Origin of the sequence: Paraburkholderia phytofirmans (assembly GCF_046028095.1) — a bacterium.
GTDB lineage: Bacteria > Pseudomonadota > Gammaproteobacteria > Burkholderiales > Burkholderiaceae > Paraburkholderia > Paraburkholderia phytofirmans_A.
The window spans coordinates 118,603-143,540 of sequence record NZ_JAQQDJ010000005.1; the positions used below are offsets into that span (position 1 = coordinate 118,603).

At 63.8% G+C, this 24,938-nt stretch carries 22 protein-coding genes; 9 read left to right on the forward strand and 13 right to left on the reverse strand.

The features are described 5' to 3' along the window. Positions 1-29 precede the first annotated feature (29 nt). Together PQR54_RS16385 and PQR54_RS16390 are read right to left on the reverse strand one after the other, a co-directional pair. Positions 30-1,010 carry an ABC transporter permease gene (locus PQR54_RS16385; RefSeq protein WP_408247396.1) on the reverse strand — a complete coding sequence of 327 codons (981 nt, stop codon included), beginning with the start codon at positions 1,008-1,010 and terminating at the stop codon, positions 30-32. Between the two features lie 13 nt (positions 1,011-1,023). Continuing rightward, positions 1,024-2,628 carry an ABC transporter substrate-binding protein gene (locus tag PQR54_RS16390; RefSeq protein ID WP_408247398.1) on the reverse strand — a complete coding sequence of 535 codons (1,605 nt, stop codon included), beginning with the start codon at positions 2,626-2,628 and terminating at the stop codon, positions 1,024-1,026. Here PQR54_RS16390 and PQR54_RS16395 point away from each other — a divergent pair, their 5' ends adjacent. Then, the gene (locus PQR54_RS16395) at positions 2,629-3,057 is read left to right on the forward strand and encodes a hypothetical protein (protein ID WP_408247400.1); all 429 of its coding nucleotides are present in this window, start codon (positions 2,629-2,631) and stop codon (positions 3,055-3,057) included. 2 nt (positions 3,058-3,059) lie between these two features. Next, a complete protein-coding gene (locus tag PQR54_RS16400) occupies positions 3,060-4,289 on the forward strand; it encodes a porin (protein WP_408247402.1) in 1,230 nt (409 codons plus the stop codon). Positions 4,290-4,430: 141 nt separating this feature from the next. On the opposite strand, the gene PQR54_RS16405 is transcribed toward PQR54_RS16400, so the two are convergent. The 3 genes from PQR54_RS16405 to PQR54_RS16415 form a co-directional block, all read right to left on the reverse strand. After that, positions 4,431-4,775 carry a DUF3088 domain-containing protein gene (locus tag PQR54_RS16405; RefSeq protein WP_408247404.1) on the reverse strand — a complete coding sequence of 115 codons (345 nt, stop codon included), beginning with the start codon at positions 4,773-4,775 and terminating at the stop codon, positions 4,431-4,433. Positions 4,776-4,817: 42 nt separating this feature from the next. Continuing rightward, positions 4,818-6,035: an acyl-CoA dehydrogenase family protein gene (locus PQR54_RS16410; RefSeq protein WP_408247406.1), complete on the reverse strand. Its 1,218-nt coding sequence runs from the start codon at positions 6,033-6,035 to the stop codon at positions 4,818-4,820. A 257-nt stretch (positions 6,036-6,292) separates the two neighbouring features. Beyond that, positions 6,293-7,639 (reverse strand): LLM class flavin-dependent oxidoreductase, encoded by a 1,347-nt coding sequence (locus tag PQR54_RS16415; protein WP_408247408.1) that lies wholly within the window; start codon positions 7,637-7,639, stop codon positions 6,293-6,295. A gap of 275 nt (positions 7,640-7,914) precedes the next feature. On the opposite strand from PQR54_RS16415, the gene PQR54_RS16420 reads away from it, so the two are divergent. Next, a complete protein-coding gene (locus PQR54_RS16420) occupies positions 7,915-8,727 on the forward strand; it encodes a VOC family protein (protein ID WP_408247410.1) in 813 nt (270 codons plus the stop codon). Between the two features lie 60 nt (positions 8,728-8,787). Here the strand turns inward: PQR54_RS16420 and PQR54_RS16425 are convergent, their stop codons facing one another. Genes PQR54_RS16425 through PQR54_RS16440 form a run of 4 tightly spaced genes read right to left on the reverse strand, consistent with a single transcriptional unit; the run spans position 8,788 to position 13,520 of the window. Beyond that, entirely contained in the window at positions 8,788-9,588 is an 801-nt protein-coding gene (locus PQR54_RS16425; protein WP_408247412.1) for an ABC transporter ATP-binding protein, read from the reverse strand. Positions 9,589-9,596: 8 nt separating this feature from the next. Beyond that, positions 9,597-10,466, reverse strand: coding sequence for an ABC transporter ATP-binding protein (locus tag PQR54_RS16430; protein ID WP_408247414.1), 870 nt, complete (start codon positions 10,464-10,466; stop codon positions 9,597-9,599). A gap of 11 nt (positions 10,467-10,477) precedes the next feature. Next, a complete protein-coding gene (locus tag PQR54_RS16435; protein ID WP_408247416.1) occupies positions 10,478-12,301 on the reverse strand; it encodes an ABC transporter permease in 1,824 nt (607 codons plus the stop codon). Between the two features lie 40 nt (positions 12,302-12,341). Then, positions 12,342-13,520 (reverse strand): ABC transporter substrate-binding protein, encoded by a 1,179-nt coding sequence (locus PQR54_RS16440; RefSeq protein WP_408247418.1) that lies wholly within the window; start codon positions 13,518-13,520, stop codon positions 12,342-12,344. Between the two features lie 338 nt (positions 13,521-13,858). Between PQR54_RS16440 and PQR54_RS16445 the strand changes: the two genes are divergently transcribed. The 6 genes from PQR54_RS16445 (at position 13,859) to PQR54_RS16470 (ending at position 19,767) form a co-directional block, all read left to right on the forward strand. After that, on the forward strand, positions 13,859-14,881 hold the full coding sequence (locus PQR54_RS16445; protein ID WP_408247420.1) for a LysR family transcriptional regulator: 1,023 nt from the start codon (positions 13,859-13,861) through the stop codon (positions 14,879-14,881). Then, positions 14,878-16,374, forward strand: a complete 1,497-nt coding sequence (locus tag PQR54_RS16450) for an NAD(P)-binding domain-containing protein (RefSeq protein ID WP_408247422.1) — start codon at positions 14,878-14,880, stop codon at positions 16,372-16,374. The genes PQR54_RS16445 and PQR54_RS16450 overlap by 4 nt, the downstream gene beginning before the upstream one ends. 27 nt (positions 16,375-16,401) lie before the next feature. Continuing rightward, a complete protein-coding gene (locus PQR54_RS16455) occupies positions 16,402-16,938 on the forward strand; it encodes a CMD domain-containing protein (protein ID WP_408247424.1) in 537 nt (178 codons plus the stop codon). Beyond that, positions 16,935-17,516, forward strand: coding sequence for a peroxidase-related enzyme (locus PQR54_RS16460; protein ID WP_408247426.1), 582 nt, complete (start codon positions 16,935-16,937; stop codon positions 17,514-17,516). Before PQR54_RS16455 ends, PQR54_RS16460 begins: the two co-directional genes overlap by 4 nt. A 124-nt stretch (positions 17,517-17,640) precedes the next feature. Beyond that, entirely contained in the window at positions 17,641-18,819 is a 1,179-nt protein-coding gene (locus tag PQR54_RS16465) for an ABC transporter substrate-binding protein (RefSeq protein ID WP_408247428.1), read from the forward strand. A 252-nt stretch (positions 18,820-19,071) separates the two neighbouring features. Further along, positions 19,072-19,767 (forward strand): HD domain-containing protein, encoded by a 696-nt coding sequence (locus PQR54_RS16470; RefSeq protein ID WP_408247430.1) that lies wholly within the window; start codon positions 19,072-19,074, stop codon positions 19,765-19,767. Positions 19,768-19,899: 132 nt separating this feature from the next. On the opposite strand, the gene PQR54_RS16475 is transcribed toward PQR54_RS16470, so the two are convergent. The 4 genes from PQR54_RS16475 to PQR54_RS16490 all read right to left on the reverse strand — a co-directional run bounded on the left by PQR54_RS16475 (position 19,900) and on the right by PQR54_RS16490 (position 24,908). After that, the gene (locus PQR54_RS16475) at positions 19,900-20,091 is read right to left on the reverse strand and encodes a DUF2964 family protein (RefSeq protein ID WP_408247432.1); all 192 of its coding nucleotides are present in this window, start codon (positions 20,089-20,091) and stop codon (positions 19,900-19,902) included. A 372-nt stretch (positions 20,092-20,463) separates the two neighbouring features. Continuing rightward, positions 20,464-22,026, reverse strand: coding sequence for a DHA2 family efflux MFS transporter permease subunit (locus tag PQR54_RS16480; RefSeq protein ID WP_408247434.1), 1,563 nt, complete (start codon positions 22,024-22,026; stop codon positions 20,464-20,466). Positions 22,027-22,106: 80 nt separating this feature from the next. Then, positions 22,107-23,348, reverse strand: coding sequence for an HlyD family secretion protein (locus tag PQR54_RS16485; protein ID WP_408247436.1), 1,242 nt, complete (start codon positions 23,346-23,348; stop codon positions 22,107-22,109). A gap of 42 nt (positions 23,349-23,390) precedes the next feature. Continuing rightward, positions 23,391-24,908: an efflux transporter outer membrane subunit gene (locus PQR54_RS16490; protein WP_408247438.1), complete on the reverse strand. Its 1,518-nt coding sequence runs from the start codon at positions 24,906-24,908 to the stop codon at positions 23,391-23,393. Between the last annotated feature and the right edge of the window lie 30 nt (positions 24,909-24,938).

The following is a 24,938-nucleotide window of genomic DNA, read 5'->3' on the forward strand; positions in this document are numbered from 1 at the left end:
GGAAAAACAGCGGGCGTCAGCGCGATCCGTCACGCGACGCGGGGGTCGAGCCATGCCTGCAGCAGATCGACCAGAACATTGGCGACGATCACGAGCAGCGACGACAGCAGCAGCACGCCGAGCAGCACGCTGAAATCGCGCGCCATCACCGCGTCGAGTGCGAGGCGCCCGAGGCCGGGCCAGCTGAACACCGTCTCGGTCACCGCGGCACCGCCCAGCAAGGTGCCGAAATGAATCCCGACGATGGTCGTGAGCGGCATCAGCGCATTGCGCAACACGTGCCGCACCGTCACGCGCCACGGATGCAAGCCCTTGGCCTGCGCGGTGCGCACGAAGTCCTGGCGCTGCACTTCCAGCATCGCGGCCCGCGTCAGCCGCGCGTAGATCGCGACGAAAAAAGTCGCCAGCGTCGCGGCCGGCAGCAGCACGTGTCTGGCCGCATCGGCGAAATAAGCGAAACCGTGGAGCTGGACGCCGAGCGTGATGTTGCCGCCGCTCGGCAGCCAGCCCAGATGCACGGAGAACAGCACGATCGCGAGCAGTCCGATCCAGAAGCCCGGCGTCGAATAGAACAGCAAGGCCAGCACGGACAGCACACGGTCCGGCCACTTGCCGGCCCAATGCGCCATCACCGCGCCGAGCACCACGCCCGCAAGAATCGCGAACGTCAACGCCACGCCCATCAGCAGCAGCGTATTGGGCAGTCGCGACAGAATCAGCTGCATCACCGGCATGTCGTAGCGCGGCGAGTAGCCGAGACTGAAGTGCGACAGATGCGCGAGGTACGACCACAACTGGTGCAGCACCGGCTGGTCGAGTCCGAACTTCGCGCGCAGCACCTGCATCGTTTCCGCGGTCGCGGAGCCGGATTCGCCGGCCAGCACGTCGGCGGCATCGCCCGGCATCAGCTTCAGCAGGAAGAAGTTCAGGATCACGATGCCGATTACCGTGGGCAATGCCTGCCACGCGGTACGCCGGAGAATCGCCCCAAAACGCAAACCTCGACTCATCGCGTCGCTCCTGTCATGCGCTCAGATAGACGTCCGCGAGATTGCCTTCGAGGCCTTGCGCGGACACGGTGTGGTTACGAACGCGCCGGTTCGCGAGCGTGATCATGCGCGGTGCGACCAGGGTGAGAATCGGCAGATCGCGATAAACGATCTGCTGGAACTGCTGATACAGCGCAACGCGTTTGCTCTCGTCGGTTTCGACCGCGGCGCTTTCGAGCAGGCGGTCGACCTCCGGATTGCTGTAATGCGGCGCATTCGAAAACGGCACGCCGGGGCGGATATTCTTCGACCAGTAGAGGCGCTGAACGCCCACGCTCGGATCGAATAGCGTGTTGACGCCGATGCTCGTGAAGTCGAACTGACGGTCCGCATAAACGCGTTTCAGGAACGCCGGCAGATCCTGCGAGCGAACCGTGACGTCGATGCCCACTTTCGCCAGCGCCGATTTGACGTAGTCAGCCTGACGGCGGTACATGTCGCCGTAGGGCAGGAAGTCGTGCGTGAGACCGAAGCGCACACCGCCGTCCTTGCGCGGATAGCCCGCGGCGTCGAGCAATTTCTCCGCGTTGCCGATATCGAATGCATACGGCGCGAGTTTGGCGTCGTGATACGGCGAGCCCGGCGTGATCGGCGTGGGCGAGAGATCGGCATAGCCGTAGGCGACCGTGCGCTGCACCACTTGCGGATTGATGGCATGCGCGATCGCCTGGCGCACGCGCAGATCTTTCAGGATCGGATGCTCGAGATTGAAATCGATCTCGGAGAGCGGCTCGAGAAAGCGATAGCCGCGCGTTTCGACGGCCAGTTGCGGCAATTGCGTGAGACGCGGCAGATCGGTGAGCGGCACCGGATTCTCGCCGCCCAGATCGAGCGCGCCGGTTTCGAATGCGGCGGACCTGGCCGCGGCGTCGGGAATCACCTTGAAGACGAGGCCGTCGATATACGGCTTGCCGGCGTCCCAGTAGTCCGGATTACGTTCGTAGACGATATTGGCGCCGCGCGTCCATGATTTGAAGCGGAACGGCCCGGTGCCGATCGGCGCGTTGTTGTGCGGATTGGACAGCGGATCGCCCTGCGCGTACAGGTGCTTCGGAACGATCGGCGACTCGCCGGCGGACAGTGCTTTCAACAGATACGGCGCCGGTTTCGACAATTCGATCACCGCGGTGCGCGCGTCCGGCGTCGCCACTCGCGTGACATTGGCGAACGTGCTGCGCCCACGTGGATGCACCGATTTGAGCAAGTCGATCGAGAACGCGACATCGGCCGACGTGAACGGCTGACCGTCATGCCATTTGACGTTCTGCCGCAGCGTGAACGTGTACTTCAAGCCGTCCGGACTGACGGCCCAGGCAGTAGCCAATTGCGGCTTGGGGCGCAGGTCGAAGTCGTAAGCGAGCAAGCCTTCGAGTACCTTGGAACTCGCGACGAGCGCGGGCCCGGTGGTCTGGAAGATCGACACGAGCACCGGCGGCTCGGGATTGATCAGCATGTTTAGCGTGCCGCCCCGCTTCGGCGCGAGCGCCTCGCCCTGGGCGAACGCCAGTGCCGGCATACCGGCGGCCGCGAGCGCTGCGCCCGATGAAATCAGAAAATCGCGTCGATTCAGCCCTGCCATGTGATTCAGATCCTTTTTGCCGATGGTTCGGCCGGTTCGCGCCGAATGAATTGTCGTAGTGGTGTTGTCGGCAATGCTGCTGCCGCAGCGCTCACGATAAAGCCGCTGCGGCAGCAAAAGAACCAATCGTTCTGCATATGCAAAGCACGGCGCGGACGAAAGACCGCATCGGACTCGGATGCGCCGCACGATATCAACCGTCGCTCGACAGAAGAACGAATTAATTCAGGATTGCATATCTGCCGCAGATGGTTGGTGTTATCGCTCAAATATTGGTGTTTTAGCGCTTATTCGAGACAATTCATCGATATCAATATCGAATTTGATTGTTTGTTCGATCGGTTCGTTTTGCTTATCTTTTGTCGCCGACTTGAAGATGTTCATCGGTCACTCACTTCTCCGACGCTCCCTCAACACCGATTCAAATAACCATGAAAAAACTGCTTTTCGCTTTCAGCGTTTCCTCTCTAATGGTCGGCACGGCCAGTGCTCAAAGTACCGTCACGCTGTATGGGATCGTGACCGGCAATGTCACTTACTCGAACAACGCGCAAACGGCTGCAACGCCGGCGTCCGGTAGACCACGGGGCGGCTCGCAAGTCGCGCAGTTCGACAACGGTTCATCGGGGTTGTCGTCGAGCCGCTGGGGCCTGAAAGGCGTGGAAGATCTCGGCGGCGGATTGAAGGCTGTGTTCCAGATCGAGAACGGCTTCAGCGTGAACAACGGCGCCATCGGACAAGGCGGCACATTGTTCGGCCGCCAGGCCTGGGTCGGCGTAAATGCCGCACGCTACGGTACATTTACGTTGGGGCGCCAGGCGGATACGTCGGTGGAGTTCGTGTCGCCGTTGATTCACGGCTGGTATTGGGGCAACCTCGCGATCCATCCCGCCGATTACGACAATCTGAACTTCACGCACCGCATCAATAATTCGCTCAAGTACCTGTCCGACTCTTTCAACGGCTTCCGTTTCGGTGCGTTGTATAGCGTGGGCGGCGTGGCCGGGAATGTCACGCAGAATCAACTCTGGTCCACGGGCGCGAGCTATACCGGCGGAGCGTTCGCGATCGCCGCGTCGATCGTCAATGCGCGCAATCCGAATACCTCGCTATACGGCACCAACGCCAATGCGAGCGCCACCGGCAATAACCTCGGCTCCGCCGGATCGGCGGCGAGCGCCGAGTCCAATCCCGCGATCGCCGGTTTCGCCTCGGCTAGCACCCAGCAGACAATTTCGGTGGCGGCAACGTACACCGCGGGCGGCGCGATCTTCGGCGCGGCTTACTCGACTACGCAGTTCCGCGGGCTCGGTTCGAACTCGTCGCTCAATACGCTGCACTACAACGGCTCGCCAACGCTGAGCACCATCAGTGCGAGCTTGCGTTATCAGGCGACACCGTTCCTGCGCTTCGGCACATCGTTCGACTATACGGCTGGCGGCAGCGTGAGCGGCAAGGAAGGCGCGAAGTACGAGCAGTTGAACCTGGGCGCGGCGTATTCGTTTTCCAAGGCCACCGACGTCTATGTGACGGGGGCATTTCAGCACGCTAGCGGAACGGACTCGCTCGGGCGCCCCGCGGTTGCGGCAATCGGGTATCTGACACCGTCGGCAACGAACAGACAGGTAGCTGTCTCGGCCGGTGTGAAGCATCTGTTCTGATGCATCTGTTCTGATGCATCTGTTCTGATGCATCCGTTCTGATGCGACGCGCCTCGATTGGTTGGCTGATCGAGGCGCGTTGTTTTTCGCGTTGCGTTATGAGGTCACGCGGAATGACGCGTTTTTTCGAGTTGAATCCCGTCAATGCACTTTAGGAAACCCGTGACGCTGCGCGAGCAGATCGAGAATGCGGCGCGTGTCCGTCACGAAGCGTTTCGCGCCCAGGGTCTGTGCATCGGCAGGCGCCGGCTGTTCGTCGCCGAGAATCAGCACGGGCAGACTCTGGTGCTCCGCGTCGAGCGCTTCGATCACCACGGCGCGTGGACGCGAAAACGGCAACCGGCGAATCTCCAGGCGCGTGTTAAGCGCCGGATCGCTCGCGAGCAAACCTTCAATGGGCGCCCCGTCCGGGCAGATAAAACGCTCACCGGGATGTTTCGGATCGGTAAATCCCGGTTCCAGCAGTAGCAGCAAATCTCGGCTCATGGTGTGCAATGCCCGTAATGGATGAGTGGATGGCGACGCGCTTTAGAACACGCGTCCTTCGGTCAGATGCGTGGTTACCCCGTTCAACTCGTAATCGCCGATCACCCGGGCTTTGTGCAGCAGCGGGTTGTGGCTGAAGATCGTGCGCAGATTGCGCCAGTGCCGGTCGAAATTGTGCGCGCGCCCCGTGGCCGAAGCCCCGCCGATCTCAAACAGACGCTCGCCGGCATACAGCGCCAGCTTGCTCACCACGAGTTGGGTTTTGGCCGTGGCCAGCGCGCCTTCCAGCACCAATTCTTCCGCGTTGGCCGCGCCGCTGTGGATCGCATTCGCCGAACGGTCCAGCGTACGCGCGTTCTGCGCGACCAGCGCGTCGATCGACAAACTGTGCGCCGCTAGATCGCCCACCACCTGCTGCACGAAACCGTCCTCGCGTGCGGAAGGCGCCGGGCTATGCAACACCGGGCGGCCGTATTGCGTGACATAGCGCCGCGCATCTTCCACGATGTTGCGCACGATGCCCGCGGCGACCGTCACCAGATGCAACTGCCGCACCGCGCTGCCATGCCGTCCGGCGAGACTCGTATAGCCGCGCGTGGCGATCTCGTGAGAAAAGACCTGGACGTTGTCGAGCACGAGGCTGCCACTCGCCGTCATGCGCTGCCCCATGCCGTCCCAGTCGTCGAGCACTTGCACCCCTTCGCGCGACACCGGTATCACGATCGACACCTTCTCGTCGTTCTCATCCTGCACGTTGATCCGTGCATAGTCGGAAAACGCCGTGCCGGTCGAATAATATTTCTTGCCTGTCACGCGGAAGTGCTCGCCGTCGCGCACCAGTTTCGTCACGATCTCGCCCGGCCTGGAGGTGCCGAGTTCGGTCGACGCACCGCCGAAGATCGCCCCGTTCCGCACGCGTTCGATCTGTGTGTCGTTGAACGCCGAACGCGGCGACAGCAGCAACTGCTCGGTCAGATCGTAGTGAATCCGCAAGGCGTGCGCGACATTCGATTCATGCGCGCCCAGCGTCGCGATCACATGAAAGAGATCCTCCAGCGAACCACCGAGGCCGCCCCACTCCACCGGAAAACGGAGCACACCCAAACCGGATTCGCGAAACAATGCGAAGCCGTCGAACGGCAACTCGCGCCGCACTTCACGTTGCGCGGCGTCTTCGCCGATCGCCTTGGCCAGCGCCGGCAACGCGGCCAGTGCCGCCTGAAGCTTTGCCCGCGCTGCGGTGTCCTGAGAGACCTGCATGCCTTGATTCCTTGTTAAAGCGCACGGATCGCAGCGGATCCGGCTGTTAGCATTGGGAGCGTGATTCGGCACACGCGCCGGGCGTGCGCCGATTTGACGGATCAGTATAGGGACGCGGCACGTCGTGCAAAACCAGCGAATCGAGCTATGGATATGCGCGATTCTGAAATGCGCGCGACCGGTGTGGACCGGCGAATCGCTCAAGCCGTGACTGGATGTTCAAACGCCCGAGGCACGCGCGCGCGGAGTAAATCCAATCAAGCTGTTGCAGAGCGACGATGTTCAGGCCGGCGCAGCCCCAGGTTCTCGCGCAGCGTGCGGCCCTCATACTCCTCGCGAAACAGGCCCCGCCGACGCAATTCAGGCAGCACCAGTCCGACGAAATCGGTCAGGCCGTCCGGCAGCACCGGCGGCATCACGTTGAAGCCGTCGGCACCGTGATTCACGAAGCGTTCTTCGAGCTGATCGACGATTTGCGCCGGCGTGCCGACCAGTTGCCAGTGACCACGCGCACCCGCCACTCGCAGATAGAGTTGGCGAATCGTGAGATTCTCGCGGCGGGCCAGTTCCAGCGTCAGCGACTGCCGGCTCTTGCTGGCATTCGTTTCCGGCAACTCGGGAATCGGACCGTCGAGCGGATACTCGGAGAGATCGAATCCGCCCGTCAGTCCGGACACCAGCGCGAGTCCCACCTTCGGATCGACGAGCGACTGCAACCGGTCGAATTTCTCGCGCGCCTCCCTTTCAGTGCGGCCGACGATCGGCAGCACGCCCGGCATGATCTTCAGATCCTCCGGATCGCGGCCATACGCTTGCATGCGGCCTTTCACGTCCGCGTAAAAAGCCACCGCGTCCGGCAGCGTTTGCTGCGCCGTGAAAATCACCTCGGCTGTACTCGCCGCCAGATCGCGGCCGGCTTCGGACGATCCCGCCTGCACGACGACCGGATGCCCCTGCGGTGAGCGCGCAACGTTCAACGGCCCCTTCACCTGAAAGAAGCGTCCTTTGTGATCGAGCACATGGCGCTTGCGCGGATCGAAGAAACGGCCTTCCTGCTTGTTGCGCACGAATGCGTCGTCTTCCCAGCTATCCCACAGTCCTGCGGTGACTTCGGCGAATTCGGCGGCGCGCGCATAGCGCTCCGCATGGTCGAAATGCTTGTCGCGGTTGAAGTTCTTCGCTTCATGCTCGCTCGACGACGTGACCAGATTCCACCCCGCGCGCCCTGCGCTGATGTGATCGAGCGAGGCGAATTTGCGGGCGATGTGATACGGCTCGTTGAAACTCGTCGAAGCCGTGCCGACCAGGCCGATGCGCTCCGTCACCGCCGCCAGCGCCGACAGCAAGGTGATCGGTTCGAACTGCGCCACATAGCTGTGCGCCGTGCGGCTCAGGAAGTCGACGTCGTCGCCGCGCGTGCCCACGCCGTCGGCGAGAAAGATCAGATCGAACTTCGCCGCCTCGGCCTGCTGCGCAAGCTGGACATAGTGACGGAAATTGACGCCCGCATCGGCCTGCGCCTCGGGATGACGCCATGCCGCAATGTGATGCCCGGCAGGATAAAGGAAAGCACCAAGGCGCAGATGTCCGCTACGTTTGCTCATGGAGGTTCGGGAAAGTGGATTGAGGAGTGTGTCGGGCGACTTACCCGATTCTCGGCGCGTGCCGCGTATCTCGCCACGAACAAATCCATCGATCCATATTCGTCAGTGAACTAACGAAATCGAACCGAAAGCATGATCGTTATGCGGAGACCTTTTAATGACCAACTCGCCGGGCCATTCCAGCGGAAGCGCTATGCAATCGACAATCCGTTGTTAGCGTTTTGGCAAACGGCTTCGCATACTCATCACCCACTCACCTGAGGAGATCGTCCGGCATGTCCCTTTCACTCGACCACATCGTGATCCGCGTGCAGGATCTCGACCAGGCCATCGCCCATTTCAGCGCGCTCGGTTTTACGGTGCAGCGCGGCGGCACGCACGCCGACGGCGCCACGCACAACGCGTTGATCGGTTTCGCCGACGGCAGCTACTTCGAACTGATCGCCTTTCTGCGCGACGCGCCTGAGCATCGCTGGTGGGACGCCGGGCATCGCGTTGGCGATGGCTTCGTCGATTTCGCGCTGCTGCCGCAATCGGTTGGCGCGACGATCGATGCGGCTCACCAGCGCGGTCTTCTTTACGACGGCCCCATCGCCGGCGGACGCATCAGGCCCGACGGCGAACGGCTCGAATGGCAGATCGGCAAACCGCCTGTCGCCGACCTGCCGTTCCTTTGCGGAGATTTGACGCCGCGCCGTCTGCGTGTGGCTGAAGGCGACGTGCGCCACCACGCCAACGGCGTAAGCAGCGTCGCGAACATCACGCTTGCCGTGAACGACGTGGAGGCGAGCCTCACACGATATCGCGCGCTGCTCGGCGAATTCGACGTACAGCGTGCGCCCCTGCCAGGCTACGCCATTACGCTTGCCATCCTGTCGCTCGGCGCGACCACGCTGACGCTGGTCAGCCCTACGCGCGCGCCTCACGAACCCGCTGCGAGCCTCGCATCCGACATTCGCAAGCATCTGGCCACGCGCGGCGAAGGCATCTTCGCCGTCGCACTGGAGACGCAAGCCAGCGACGCTGCTCGCGAGCTTCCACACGAAACCACGCACGGCGCGACGCTCGAACTCGTCGCACGTTCCTGATCGCGCCGATGCGCGTTTAACGTCCCGCAGCGTAAAGCGCGGGACGTTACGTCTTTTTACTCACGACGCGGTTTCCGCCGCGAGCGCTCCGCCAAGATAAGCATCGCGAATCCGCTGATCGCCGAGCAATTCGCTCGCGGTGCCGGACAACACCACGCGGCCGGTCTGCAGCACATAACCGCGATGCGCGATTTGCAGCGCAAGACTCGCGTTCTGTTCGACCATGAAGAACGTGATGCCTTGCCGATTGATCGTCTGGATCAGTTCGAGCACCTTGTCGACGTAGAGCGGCGACAAGCCCATGGTCGGTTCGTCCATGCAGACGAGCGCGGGCCGGCTCATCAGCGCGCGCGCCATAGCCAGCATCTGCTGTTCGCCCCCGGAAAGCGTGCCGGCGCGCTGCGTCAGGCGTTCCTTCACGCGTGGAAACAGTTCGAGCATGCGCTCGTAATCCTCGGCGATACCCGCGCGGTCTTTGCGCGTGAAGGCGCCCATCAGCAGGTTTTCGCGCACCGTCATGTCGCCGAATAGCCGGCGCGCTTCCGGCACGGAAGCGATGCCGCGCCGCACGATCTGCGAGGTCGGCAGGCCGTTCAGCGGCTTGCCTTCGAAGCTGACCGTGCCGGCTCGCGGCTTGTGCAAACCGAGAATGACCTTCATCGCCGTCGATTTGCCGCTGGCGTTGCCGCCCAGCAGGCTCACGATCTCCCCGCGTCCGATGCTGAGGTTCACGCCGAAGTGCACCTGGATCTGTCCATAGAACGTGTCGATCTGGTCGAGTTTCAGCAACGGCTCAGTCATGGCGGGTGAAGTGGAAGGTAATTCGTTCGACGAAACCAGATGCAGGCTCGGGGTATTCATGGCGCTATTCATGCGGCGGCCGTCTCGCTTTGGCCGGCCTGCGCGCCGACCTGCCGGTGCCCAAGGTACGCTTCGATCACGGCCGGATCGTTACGCACCTCGTCCGGCAAACCCTGCGCGATCTTGCGGCCGTCGTCGAGCACGAGTACGCGATCGGAGAGCCGCATCACGAGGTCGAGCTTGTGTTCGATCAGCAGGATCGTCAGGCCCTCGCGCTTGAGTTCGAGGATCAGTTCGAGCATCTCCGCGGTCTCGGACTCGTTCATGCCGGCAGTCGGTTCGTCGAGCAGGAGAATGCGCGGACGCAGCGCCAGCGCGCGCGCAATTTCGACGCGCCGGCGGTTCGCGTAGGAGAGGCTGTGCGCCGGTTCGTCGATGCGCGGCGCGAGACGTGTACCGAAGCGCGCCAGCAGCGCCGTCACTTCTTCGCGCAGTTCGGCGTCCTCGCGGCGCACCGCTGCCGGGCCGATCAGCGCGCGCAGCACTTCCGCGAATGCGCCGACCACGGGCCAGCCGCGCCGCGTCGTGGCAAGACGCGCGTGCGCGCCGATCAGCACGTTGTCCAGCACGCTCAGGTTGCCGAACACGCGTCCATGCTGGAACGTGCGCGCGATGCCGCGCGCGGCGAGCAGCTCCGGCGCCATGCCGGTCACGTCCTCGCCGCCGAAGCGCACCTCGCCCGCGTCCGGTGTGTCGATTCCCGTGAGCAGATTGAAGAGTGTCGACTTGCCCGCGCCGTTCGGTCCGATCACGCTCACGCATTCGCCGCGCGCGACCGACAGATTCACTTCGTCGACGGCAACGAGACCGCCGAAGCGGCGCGTCACGCGACGCACGTCGAACAGAATGTCCGCATTGTTAGTGGAAGTAGAGCTCATGGCCGTCTCCGTCATACCGCGCCGAACAGACCTTGCGGCCGGAAGCGCACCAGCAGCAACAGGATCACGCCGTAGATCAGCATCCGGTAATCGGCGGCGAAGCGGAACAGCTCCGGCAGGCTGATCAGCGCGATCGCGCCCGCCACCGCGCCGATCACGCTGCCGAGGCCGCCGAGAATCACCATCGTCAGCGCGAGGATCGACACCTGCGAGTCGAAGGTCTGGTAGTTGATATAGCTGTACAGATGCGCCGCAATGCCGCCGCCGATACCCGCCGCTAGTCCGCCGCACGCGAAAGCGATCGCCTTGTAGCGGTTGGGGCGTATGCCGTAAGCGCGCGCGGCGACGTCGTCCTCGCGGATCGCGCGCCACGTGCGGCCCAGATGCGAGCGCAGCAGCCGCACCTGCAGCAGCGCGAGTAGAACGAGCACCGCCAGCGTGAACCAGTAAACCGCACGCACTCCCGTCAATTGCCAGCCGAATAGCGATAACGGCGGAATGCCGGTGATGCCGATCGGGCCACGCGTCAGGCTGTCCCAGTTGAGCACCACGAGGCCGATGATCTCGCCGATTCCGAGCGTCGCGATCGACACATAATGGCCGCGCAGCCGGAACGACGGATAGACCAGCAGCGTGCCGATCGCCGCGGTGATAAGACCGGCGAGCGGAATCGTCAGCGCGGGCGACCAGCCCAGGTTCACCGAAAGCAGTGCCGATGCATATGCACCGATCAGCAACAGCGCCGCGTGGCCCAGCGAGATCTGCCCTACCGTTCCCGCGACCAGCGTCAGGCTCAGCGCAAGCAGCCCATAAATCCAGCCATTGGTGAGCGTCTGCAGCACATATGACGAAGGCGTCGCGAAAGGCAACGCGAACGCGAGCGCCACCACCGCGACGATCACGCGACGCGGAATCCGCACCGCGCGGCGATTCGACAGGAACGTGCCTGTCAGCGGCTCGGGCGGCAGCCGGCGGTTCGAACTGAACAGTCCATTGGGACGCCACACGAGAAACGCCAGCAACAGCACGAACGCGAACAGGTCGCGATAGCTCGTGCCGAACAGCGCCACACCGTAGCTCTCGACGAGGCCCAGCAGCAGGCTCGCCGCGATCGCGCCCGGCACGTTGCCCAGTCCGCCGATCAGCAAGGCGACAACGCCCTTCAGCGTCGCCTGGAACCCCATCGCGGGATCGATGCTGTTGTAGTACATGCCCACCAGCAGCCCGCTCAAACCGCCGAGGCCGCAGGCGATCGCGAACACGGCCTGATTCACGGCATTGACGTTGACGCCCATCTGCTGCGCGGCGTCGCGATCCTGCGCGGTTGCGCGCACGGCCCAGCCGAGCCGCGTGAAGCGCAGGAACACGTAAAGCACGGCCGCGGCGCCGACGCCGATCGCCGCGATCAGCAGATCCAGCGAGCCGAGGCTCGCTCCGCCGATCGACAGCGTCCATTGCGGCAGCGGGCTCGGCACCGGCCGCGGATCGGGACCGAAGCAGATCTGCGCCAACTGGTCGAGCACGAAACTGATACCGATGGTGGCAAGCAGAGGCGCGATGCGCGCGGCGCCCTGCAACGGTCTCAAGCCGATCCGCTCGATCACGATACCGAGCAGCGCGCAGCCCGCGACGGTCGCGAGCAGCGCGACGGGCAACGGCAAGCCGAGGCGCGTCAGACACAGCCAGCCGATAAAGCCGCCCACCATGTACACCGAACCGTGGGCGAAGTTGATCAGATTCGATACGCCGAAGATCAGCGCAAGGCCAACCGCCAGCAACGCATAGATATTGCCGACGATCAGTCCGTTGATCGTGTAATCGAACCAGGCAGTCATGGCGTGTCGGTCCCGTGGCGCAAGAAGTTCGTGCGTTCGATCATTGCGCGTGCACGGCGCTGGCGCCGTCCCACAAGGCGAATTTTCCGTCCTTCACGACGAGGTCGAGGTTCTTCGCACCGGCCACGCGGCGCGTCTGCGGATCGAACTTGAACTTGCCGAAGATCACGCTCGGCACGTCGCTGATCTTCGAAAAACCGTCGTGCACGGCGGTACGGTCCGCGCCATAGCGGCGGATCACTTCGCTCGCGAGAATCATTGCGTCGTAAGCGCGCGCGGCGAAAGTGTCCGGTTCTGCGCCGTACTTCGCGCGGTAACGCTGCACGAAGCTCTGCACTTCCGGGCGCGGGTCGCCAGGGAAGAAATTCGATTCCGTATAAACGCCGTTCACGGCGGCGCCGCCCAGATCGAGGAACTTCGGCGAATACACCGAGCCGACCGCCGCGATCGGCGTGCGCACACCCGCCGCGCGCGCCTGGCGAACGATCTGCGCACCGTCGGAGTAGTACGAGATCAACACGATCGAGTCGGGTTCTTCACTGCGCACGCGCGTAAGCGTCGCGCGGAAGTCTTTCTCGTTCGGCTGATACGCCTCGGCCGCGACCACTTGCGCGCCGTTCGCCACGGCGGCCTTCGCGAAGATGTCCTTGCTCGTGCGGCCCCAGTCGGTATTCAGATAGAGCACGGCGATCTTCTTGAAGCCGAGCCCTTTGGTGACGTAGTGGGCGAGCATCGGCTGTTCTTCCGCCTGGCTGATCGCCGTGCTCCACATATAGTCGCCGCCCTTGGTGAAGTCGGGATGCGAGTTGGTGAAGCCGAACTGCACGAGACCGGCGCGCTGGTAGACCGGCGAGGCGGCCATCGATGCGCCGCTCGACAGGTCACCCAGTTCGAGCAGGATGCGTTTGTCGTCGACGAATTTCTGCGCGATGGCGACCGCCTGACGCGGATCGCTGCGGCTGTCCTCGAAGTCGTAGCTGAGCGGATGACCGTTGATGCCGCCGTTGCCGTTGATCTGCTCGAGTGCGAGATCGAAACCGCGCTTCCACTGCTCGCCGTATTGCGCGTCCTGGCCGCTGAGCGGCCCGGTCACGCCGACCCAGTACGGATCGGCCGCGTTGGCCGCGGGCATGGCGGCGCCGAATGCGATCGTCAGTGCGCCGGCCAGTTGCAGCAGTGTGCGGGCGGCGCCGCGCTTGTGGGTCCACAGAATCGACATGCTGTTCTCACGCCTTGAATTAGAGTGAGCCGATGTAACCATGTCGCCGGGAAGCGGGCCAACGAAGATAAGCGTCAAAGCTTATTCCAGCGCGAGCGCAAAGCTTATGAAGAAGACTCGGCGGACAGCCTGACAAAGCTTGTGCGAAGTGCGGGCAATTGCACAAAACCCCTTATTTCATGGGCTTTTCTCGATCTAGGACTGCAGCCGAGCCATCACTCGTTTTGGCTTGCGCGTCGGCGCACAGCAACTTCCGTCAAATGCATAGCGGAATTTATTATAAGAATCGTGCATTCAAGCGCCTCTAGAATGCAGGCATCACATGAACGAGGCATTGCATGGAGCTGCATCAACTCGAAGCGTTTTCGGCGGTCATGTCGACGGGCAGCATCACCGGCGCCGCCCGGTTGCTCGGCCGCTCGCAACCGGGCGTGACGAGAATGATCCAGGATCTCGAACAGGAGATCGGCTACGCGCTGTTCGACCGCAAAGGACCGCGCGTCACGCCGACGCGTCGCGCGTTTCTGCTGTATGACGAGGTCGAGCGCTCGCTGATCGGGCTCGACGCGATCCGTGCGAGCGCGCGCGCCATCGGGCGTGACGAGTCCATGCCGCTGCGCGTCGTGGCGACGCCCGCACTTGCGGCGGCGTTGGCGCCACGCGCGCTCGCGCAGCTCACCCAATCGGCGCAAGGTCACGCACAGGGAAGCACACACACCGCCGCGCAACTGCGCAGCGCCTCCGCCGAGCAGGTGGTCCAGGCCCTGCTCTCACGCGCAGCCGACGTCGGCATCGCGACGCTGCCGCTCGATCATGCGGTCCTCGACGTGCACTACATCATCGAAGCGCCGTGCGTGGCGGTCCTGCACTGTGACGATCCGCTCGCGCAGCATGCCGTGCTGCCGCTTGCCGAGCTTGCGGGCCGGCCGGTCGCGACGCTGGCGAACCGTTACCGGCTGCGCAACCGGATCGATCGCGCGTTCGATCAGGCCGGCATCGAGCTTCACGTGGCGCTGGAAACGAACGCGTCGCTCAACGCGATGATGGCCGCGCAGGAAAAGCTCGGCGTGGCCATTGTCGATCCGGCGACGGCGTTCGGCACGCGTTTAGCCGACGTCGAAGTGAGACCGCTCGACGTGTCCATTCCGTTTCTCTACGGCGTCGTCACGCTGTCGGGCCGGCCGCGCACCGCCGAAGTGGACGCCATGATCGACGCGCTGGCGGACGTGTCGCGCGCATTGCTGCCGGGCGCTGTACGGCACGCGGCGTCGCAACACGGCGCGCTGGTCGCTCACGATCGCGCGGATAACGCCGACGACGACGCCTCTTCTCCTCACCGCGACACCGGAGTCACGGCATGACCGCAACGCATTCTCCACACGCCGCCGACGGATTGGCCGCGCTCGAAACCCGGCTTCGCGAAGACCTCGACTGGCTCGAACTGCCCGCGCCTTCCTGGGTGCCGGCGCGCAGCGTCGACGCGCAACGCGTGCTCGACGTCGCCATCATCGGCGCCGGCATGGCGGGACTCGCGGCGAGCGCCGAGTTGCGGCTGCTCGGCATCGACAACCAGCAATTGTTCGATCAGGCGCCGGCCGGCAACGAAGGCCCATGGGTCACCTATGCACGCATGCAGACCTTGCGCTCGCCGAAACAGTTGACCGGCCCCGCGCTGCGCTTGCCCGCGTTGACCTTTCGCGCGTGGTACGAAGCGCAGTTTGGCCGCGAACAATGGAATGCGCTGTACAAGATTCCGCGCGCGCAGTGGATGGATTATCTGCGCTGGTATCGCCGCGTGCTCGACCTGCCGGTACGCAACGAGACCCGTGTCGTGAAGCTGCATACGCGCAGTGACGGCCTGCTCGAACTCGATCTCCTGCACGCACCGGCCGGCGACAGCAGTCACACGCGGCGCGAAATCGTGCGGGCTCGCCATGTCGTGCTCGCCACCGGCCGCGAGGGTCTCGGCGGCCCGTTCATTCCCGACGTGGTCGGTGATCTTCCGAAGCGTCTCTACGCGCACTCGTCCGATGCGATCGACTTCGCCGCGTTGCGCGGCAAACGTGTCGGCGTGGTGGGCGCGAGCGCATCGGCGTTCGACAATGCCGCGAGCGCGCTCGAAGCCGGCGCCGCGCAGGTCGATCTGTTCGTGCGCCGCGATGCGCTGCCGCGCATCAACAAGCTGACCGGAATCGGCAGCCCCGGACTCGTTCACGGTTTCGCAAGTCTGCCCGATGCCTGGAAGTGGCGCTTTCTGCACTACTCAGCACGAACGCAAGCGCCGCCGCCGCGCGACAGTGTGCTGCGGGTCGCGCGACATCCGCAGGCGCGGCTGCATCTCGCCAGTCCGCTCACGCAGGTGGGTCACGAAGGCGAGACGGTCGTGGTCGACACGCCGAAGGGGCGTTATGCGCTCGACTACCTGATCTTCGCCACCGGCTTTCATTCGGAGATCGATACGCGCGACGAGTTCGCGCTGATCGCGCCGCACGTGCGCCGCTGGCGCGACCGCTTCACACCGGCGGCCGATCTGCCGAACGACGAACTCGCCGGCTCGCCGGACCTCGATCGCAATCTCGCCTTCCAGGAGCGCATTCCGGGTAGCTGTCCGGCACTCGCGCGCATCCACTGCTTCAATCACGCGGCGAGCCTGACGCACGGCAAGATCGCCGGCGACATCCCCGCGATCAGCGACGGCGCGCAACGGCTGGCCCGCGCGATCGCCGCGATGTTGTTCGACGCCGACTGCGAGACGCATTTCGCCGCGCTGCAGGCGTTCGACACCGCCGAACTCGCCGGCGACGAATGGGCCGACGCCGATGCCGACGTGCGTTCCATCGACACCGCTGCGTAACCACTCTTTCTCACGGACCGACACCTCATGTCTTCATTGCCAGCAGCGAGCGACGACTTCGTCGCACAACTAGCGGGCCTCGCGCCCAACGGTGCCGTCGCCGCGTTGCGCGCCTTCCGCGCCGACGCGACACGCTATACGCAAGGCAGCCACGACGCGCTTTTCTCGAACGATGTCACCGATCTGACGCTTCAGGAACGACTGATCGCAGCCTGGTATGCGGCGCTGCTGTCGCGCGCAAGCCATACCGCGCAGGCTTATCGCGAACGTCTGCTGGCGCTCGCAGCGGCGGACAGTGCCGCGACGCACGCGCTACTCGATGCCATCGCGCAGCATCATGAGCTTCCAGTCGAAACGGTTGTCGATAAGCGACTAACGGCGATTCTCGTTCACACCGAAGCCCTGGTCGTAAATCCCGCTGCGACCAGTCAGGCAGCCCTCTCTGAACTGCAGGGCGCGGGACTAACCACGCGCGCCATCGTCGCGCTCTCGCAACTGGTGGCGTTCGTCACCTATCAAGTGCGGGTCGTCGCCGCATTGCGCGCCCTGGAGGCAAACGCATGAGCACCGATCACGGCTTCACGTCGCAAACACTCGGCTGGCGCGCATGGCTCGACGTGGTCCCGCTCGCCCAGGCAACGCCTGCACAGACCGCCGTACTCGAAACGAGTCACCCGCAAGCGAAGACCTCCGACTATTACCTGCTGCTGGTACACGAAGCCGAAATCCTGCGGCAACGTTCGGGCGCATTCAACAGCATCATGTATGCGCCCGGCGGCCTGTCGCGCGCCGAGCGCGAACTGGCGAGCACGGTGGTGTCGCGCGTGAATGGCTGCGTGTATTGCGCGTCGGTGCATGCGCAGCGCTTCCAGCAACTCGCGAAGCGCGACGACGTGATCCAGCAGATTTTCGCCGACCCTGAAACCGCCGGCACAACGGAGCGCGAACGCGTCATCGTGCGCTATGCGATCGATCTCACGCTACATCCGGAAGCGATCGACCCGCAATCGCTCGACGCGCTGCGCCGCGTAGGACTCGACGATACGCAGATTGTCGATCTGAGCCACGCGATTGCGATCTTCGCGTGGGCGAACCGGCTAATGCTCACGTTGGGCGAGCCGGTGTTTCCGGCGCAACCTTAGGCCTCATATCGCGTCGCGCGTCGCAGCACGGCGGCCAGCGAATATGGATATGCCAATCGCTTCGTTGCCGCACGATGTGATGCGTTGGAGACTCGGAGTCCGACTTATTTCCGGGGAACCACTCATGTCCGCGTTGCGTCCATCCACGCTGTACCAGCGACTCTTCACCCTGGTCGGCGCTGCCGTGCTCGCCCTCTCCTTCCACACCGCATCCCACGCCGCGCCGGCCAGCGGCGAGCCGGTTTTCTTCGGCGTCAGCGGACCGTTGACCGGTCCGAACGCGCAATACGGCGCGCAATGGAAAGCCGGCTTCGATCTCGCGCTCGACGAGATCAACAGCCAGGGCGGCATCAACGGCCATCCTTTGCAGTATGTGTTCGAAGACAGCCAGAGCGATCCGCGCCAGGCGGTCGGCATCGCGCAGAAATTCGTCGACGACAAACGCATCCTGATCGAACTCGGCGACTTCTCGAGCCCGGCTTCGATGGCGGCCTCGCCGATCTATCAGCGCGCCGGCCTCGTGCAGTTGGGTTTCACCAATTCGCATCCCGACTTCACCAAAGGCGGCGACTTCATCTGGAGCCCGTCGGTGAGTCAGGCGGACGCGCAACCGCTGCTCGCGGACCTTGCCGTCAAGCAGGGTTTCAAGCGGATCGCCGTGCTGTTCCAGAACACCGACTGGGGCCGCGCGAGCAAGGACGTGTTCGTGAAGGCCGCTGCCGCGCGTGGCGCGCAGGTCGTGGCCGCCGAAGGCTACCAGCCCACCGACAAAGATTTCCGCGCGACGCTGCTGCGTGCGCGCGATGCGCATCCCGACGCGTTCGTGCTGATCTCGTACTACTCCGACGGCGCGCAGATCGCGCGGCAGGCCCGTACGAGCGGCATTACTTTGCCGATCGTGGCCGCGAGCTCGGTGTATTCGCCGAAGTTCATGGAACTCGGCGGCGATGCCGTCAACGGCGTGACGACCAACACCAGTTTCTTCCCCGGAGACCCCAGCCCCGAAGTCCAGCATTTCGTGCGCGGCTTCGAAGCGAAGTATCACCATCAGCCCGACGCCTTCAATGCGTTCGCCTACGACGCCACGATCATCGCCGCGTACGCACTGCGCGCGGGCGGCACCGATCGACGCGCCGTGCGCGACGCGCTGCCGAAGCTGCATGACGTGCCGAGCGTCGTATTCGGCAAGGCGACCTTCGACCCGGCCGCGCGTCGCGTGATCGGCGTGAAGAGCGTCAACCTCGTCGTCGAAAATGGGCAGTGGGCGCTGCTCGGCAGCAAGCCGGCGCTGGCCGCGAAATAAGCGGCGGCCGCGCAGGAGGCGCGCTGGGAATTGCCGTCCGCCGCAAACCGCGCGCGCGGGTGGCAGAAAACGGCGTATCACTGGCACGCTTTGCCGGTCGATTGCCACTCCCCTCGATACGACTCCGACGGATACTTGGACATCCCCGGACAGTGCTCACAGCGACCCAATCCAGACCGCTGCATGGACATTGCCCGAACGACACGAAGTCCATCGCCTCACGAGGCACTATCTTTGTCCAGGAGAAATTCGATGAGTACGACCATTGCCGGCATTCAAATCCCAGACAGCCGTCTCGCAAGAGCCGCAACGGATCTGGTCCGCGACACCGAGAACGATCTGCTGTTCAATCACTCGCGCCGCGTTTTCCTGTGGGGTGCGTTGACCGGTGCGCGCCGCAACCTCGCGTACGACCCCGAGTTGCTGTATATCGGCGCGATGTTTCATGACATGGGCCTCACGCCGGGCTACGCCAGCAAGACAGATCGCTTCGAAGTGGACGGCGCCAATGCCGCGCGCGACTTTCTCAAGAGCTATGGCGTCAACGAGTACGACATCGAACAGGTCTGGTTGTCGATCGCGCTTCACACCACGCCGGGTGTTCCCGAGCATCTGAAGCCGGTGGTTTCGCTGGTGACCGCGGGCGTCGAAATGGACGTGCTCGGCATGCGCTATCACGAGTTCGACGACGCGCAACGCGTGAGCGTGGTGGCCGCGCATCCGCGCGAGCAGGACTTCAAGAACATGATCATCGACGCGTTCGCGCAAGGCACGATCAGCAAACCCGAAACCACGTTCGGCAACGTCAAAGCCGATGTGCTGGAAATGAAAGATCCCAGCTACAAGCGGCTTAACTTCTGCAAGATCATTCTCGGCTCGGCATGGGATGACAGCCAGGCGGGTCACGTCCATCACGCGGGATGCAATCACGGGGCCGCGGCGGAATAACGGTCTGCGCAAGACGGCCGGCGCATTGCGGGCCGGCCGATGCAAAACTCAAAGGCGCGCCAACCGGGAAACCGGTGGCGCGCCGTTTTTGTTGGCTCGGCGATATTTCAGTTTGCAGTTTCGAGCCTGATTTCAGGAGCTATCCGTCGGTCGCGGCGTCAGCATCAGCGCCAGCACCGCGACGCCGAGCACCAGCGAGATCCCGCCATATAACATGGAATCGCGAATGTCGAACAGCACACCGTGAATGACTGTCGCCATGCCACCCAGCGCGACGAACACCGCAATGGCCGCGAACACAATCCGACGTTCGGCGCGAATCATGGCGCTCTCCCGCAAGACGTTAGTGCCGTAAGACGCACAGGAACAACGGAAGACCTCGGATGCGCGGTATTTTTTATGGCAACCGCTGTTGCGCGCTACGCTCGGGTCTTCCGCTCAGGTCACCGTGTTGAGCCAGATCGCTCATGTATCGACGGTGCCTGTCGGAAAGCTTGCATCGGTTCGACTTGATCCCGTTGCAAGCCGGTTTGTAGTTGGCTTGTAAGTTAGTTTGTAAGCTGGTCTAAAAGCCGCCTATCGGATTTCAGCCATGACGCTCACGCGTGTTTTCAGCCGGAAATATGAATCTATCGTAGGCGGCGAACAGGCAATAGTAAATACGGGTAACCATGCCGCTCGCCGCCTGTGCTTCCTTCAATGACCACCCGCTCCCGCCGCCGCGGCCGAACTGGAGCGATCCGGTTTCGTCACCCAGATCAGCGGGATGATCAATACGAAGATCACCGCCGACAGCCAGAAAATATCGTTCAGTCCGAGCATGGCCGCCTGAGTGTTCATCGAGCGTTCGAAGAAGGCCATCGCCTGGGCGTGACTGCCGCCCAAAGTAGTTTGCAGCGCATCCAGCGCGGCCGTGTAAGTCGGATTGTTCACGCTCGTCTGCTCGGCCAGTTGCGAGTGATGCAGGATCGTCCGGTCGTTCCATCCCGTCGAGGCCAGCGACGTGCCCACCGCGCCGGCGAACACCCGCGCGAAGTTCGACAGGCCGGCCGCGGCCGGAATCCGGTCGGGCGCAAGGCCGGACAGAATGATCGCGGTCAGCGGCACGAAGAAGAGCGCCGTCGGAATACCTTGCAACAGCGTCGGCAAGACCAGCGTCCACGTGTCCACACCGGTGGTGTAGTTCGAGCGCATGAAGAACACGCCGGCAAAACCGACGAAAGCCAGCGTCGCCAGAACCCGCGCATCGGACTTCGGCATGATCTTCGCCATGACCGGCGCGAGAATGACGGCGAAGATGCCAAGCGGTGCGGTGGCCAGACCGGCATCGACGGAACGGTAGTTCAGATACTCCTGCATCCACTGCGGCAACAGCACGAGGTTGGAGAAAAACACCGCGTACGCCACCGAAATCGCGATCGTGCCGCCAAGGAAATTGCGCTTGCCGAACAGGCGCAAATCGACGATCGGATTCTTTTCCGTCAACTCCCAGATCACGAAGAACGCGAAGCTGATCGCCGCGAATACGGTCAGGGCGATGATCACCGGCGAGTTGAACCAGTCGAGATCCTTGCCCTTGTCGAGCATGATCTGCAACGAACCGACCCATGCGATCAACGAAAGCAGGCCCACCTTGTCGATCGGCAAGCTCTTCGTCGGGGTTTCGCGGGTGCGATAGATCGCCCACGTCACGCCGGCTGCGAAGAGGCCCACCGGAATGTTGATGTAGAAAATCCATGACCACGAGTAGCTGTCGGTAATCCAGCCGCCGAGCGCCGGGCCGGCAATCGGGCCGACAGTTGCGGTCATCGCCCACAAGGCGAGCGCGGTCGCGGATTTCTCTTTCGGATACGAGCCGAGCAGAATGGCTTGCGACAGCGGGATCAACGGACCCGCCACCGCGCCTTGCAGAATCCGCGCGGCGAGCAGCACCGGCAGATTCGGCGCGATTCCGCACAGCCATGACGACAGCACGAACAACAGAATCGCCCAGACGAACAGCTTGATCTGCCCGACACGCTGCACGAGCCAGCCGGTCAGCGGAATCGCGATGGCGTTGGCGGCGGCGAACAGCGTGATCACCCACGTGCCCTCGTCCACCGAGACGCCGAGATTGCCGGCAATCGTCGGGATCGCCACGTTCGCGATCGATGAGTCCAGCACGTTCATAAACGTGGCGAGCGCCACGGCAAGCGTCGCCAGCACCAGCTTGCCGCCGGTCAGCGGCGGCAGCGTGGCGGGCTGCGTCGATCCATTCATTTCATCACCTGTCGAGGAAGGCAAAACTATCTGACTTATCAGTTAAATGCGCGAAAAAAAGGCGCTCGGTGGTCACGGATTCAACCGGCCTTGCGTGGGGTATTTTTCTGCGTGGGGCTTGCGGCCACCTCGTGCTTCGCCGGCATGTTCTGCTCGATGATCCGGGCGATCTCCGCGTCGGCTTCGTCGCCGTAGCGCGCGAATACGTCGGTGTGATACGAGGTGTTGATCGCCGCGCCGAGTTGAGCGCCGGTTTCATCGTGCGTGTCCACTTCCACATCCATCGACAGGCCAATGCGCAGCGGGTGCGCGTTCAGTTCATTCTGGTCGAGCAGGATCCGCGCAGGCAGACGCTGCACGACCTTGATCCAGTTGCCGGTGGCGTTCTGCGCGGGCAGCGTGGCGAAGGCCGCGCCCGTGCCCGCAGAGAAGCCCTCGACCCGGCCGTGATACTTGACGCTCGAACCGTATACGTCCGCGGTGAGCGTGACGGGTTGGCCGATGCGCATGTGCCGCAGTTGGCCTTCCTTGAAGTTCGCGTCGACCCACACGCCGTCGAGCGGCACGATCGCCATCAACGGGGTGCCCGGCGCCACGCGCTGGCCGACCTGCACCGAACGGCGCGCGACGTAGCCGGTCACGGGCGCGGGCAAGGTGTTGCGCGCGTAGCTCAGGTAGGCGTCGCGCACTTTCGAGGCCGCGGCCTGCACGTTCGGGTGCTGTTCGATCGACGTGCGGTCGGTCAGCGCATGGTTGGCCTCGGCCTGCTGACGCGCGGCGTCGAGCGCGGCCTGCGCGGAGCTGACGGCGTCGCGCGCATGAGCGATGTCCTCGCCGGACACCGCGCCCGTTTCGGCCACTGCCTGACGGCGCTTCAGGTCGTCGTTGGCGCGGGCCAGATCCGACTGACGTTGCGCGACGGTCGCCGCGTAGAAATCGTTGTTCACATAGAGGCCGCTCACCTGGCGCACGGTCTGGCCGAGCGTCGCTTCCGCGTTCGACAGCGCGACCTTCGCGTCGGCGTTATCCAAAGTGACGATCGGCGCGCCCTGCTTGACGATCTGCGTGTCGTCGGCGTTGACCGCGACCACCGTGCCGCTCACTTGCGGCGTCAGTTGCACGAGGTTGCCGCTCACGTAGGCGTCGTCGGTGGATTGGTAGTAGCGCCCGCTCGTGTAGTAGTACGCGCCGTAGCCCGCGCCGGCCAGCACGACGGTGGCGGCCAGCAGGGAAAGCAGCAGTTTGCGCTTCGCGGGGGCCTGCGTTTGCAGGGGTTTGTCCGCTTCCGCCGTCGTGCGGCTGGTTTTGATCGTGTCGCTCATGATGTGGGTCCTGACAGATTGGCAAAGTGTCGCGATGGCGCTTTAACGCGCGGCGGCGACGACGGGATTGGCGGAAGCGGCTGGAACGGCGGCGCCGCTGCTGGCGACGGAGGCGGCGTTATCGACATAACCGCCGCCGAGCGCCGCGGCCAGCGCGATCTGCTGGTCGCGCCGGTTCATCTTCAGATTCGCGACCTGCTGGTCGGCGGCGAGCGCCGTGGTATCGGCGTTCAGCACCGTCAACTGATTCGTGAGGCCGGCCTTGTATTGCACGAGCGCTAACTGATCGGCGCCGCGGGCGGCTTCCTGGGCGGCTTGTGCGTCGGCGAGCTGCTCGTCCGTCGAACGGATTTGCGCGAGCTGCGTCGCGACTTCGGACAAGGCGGTGACCAGCGTCTGGTTATACGTGGCGACGGCGTAGTCGAAATCGGCGTAACGCCCTTTCAATTGCGCGCGCAATTGACCGCCGTCGAAAATCGGCAGATGAATCGCCGGGCCGACCGACGCCGTCCGGCTCGCCGCCGTCAGGAAACGGCCGAATCCGAACGCGTCCAGACCGATCGCGGCGCTCAGGTTGATGTCGGGATAGAACTCGGCCTTGGCTTCCTTGACGTCGTGCGTGAGCGCGTCGACACGCCATTTCGCCGCGACCAGGTCCGGGCGGCGGCTCACCAGATCGGCCGGCAGGTTGTCGGGCAGGCGCACTTCGTCGCCCACGCCGAGTGTCGGGCGCGCGATGGCGAGACCGCGGTCCGGTCCGGCGCCGAGCAAGGCGGCCAACTGATAGCGCGTCGTGACGATGCTGCCGTCGATCGCAGCCAGCGTCGCGCGGCTGGTGGCGAGATTCGCCTGCGCCGTCTTGCGTTCCACTTGCGTGTCGAGGCCCGTTGCAATGCGACCGGCGGTAATGCGGTCGATCTGTTCGCGCTGCGTGATTTCTTCCTGCGCGATGTCACGCAATGTGTAGAGCCGCGCAAGCTGGTTGTAGTCGCGGGCTGTAGCCGACGTGAGGGACAGCTTGACGACTTCCTCGTCCGCCTGGGTCGCCTGCAGCTGCGACAGCGAGGCTTTCAGCGCTTCGCGATTTTTGCCCCACAGATCGAGATCGTAGGACGCGGACAGCAAGCCCTTGTTCTCCGTTTGCCACGAACCGCCGTACGGCGGCGGCACGAGCGCCGTGCCCGAATACTGCTGGCGCGTCAGCGAATAGTCCGTGCCGACTTTCGGCAGGGTGCTGGCCTTCGCCGTGTCGCTGTACGCGGCGGCCGCGGCGACGCGAGCGCGGGCCTGCTCGACCGACGGATTGCCCTTCAACGCTTCAGCGAGCAAGGCCTTCAGTTGCGCGTCGCCGAACTGATCCGCCCAATCGGCGGCCGGCCAATGGCCGTTGTCCTGCGGAATGCTTTGCTGAGTCGCGTAGGTCTGCGGCTGCGCCATCTGCTTGTCGCTCGAGATACCGGCGTAATTCGCGCAGGCGGACAGTACGGCCGCGAAGATCACCGTCACGCCGGTCTTCGCGATCCGCGAGCCGGCTATCCGTGGAATTAACTGTGGTTTCATTGTCTGACTTGTCAGATAAAAGGTTGAAAA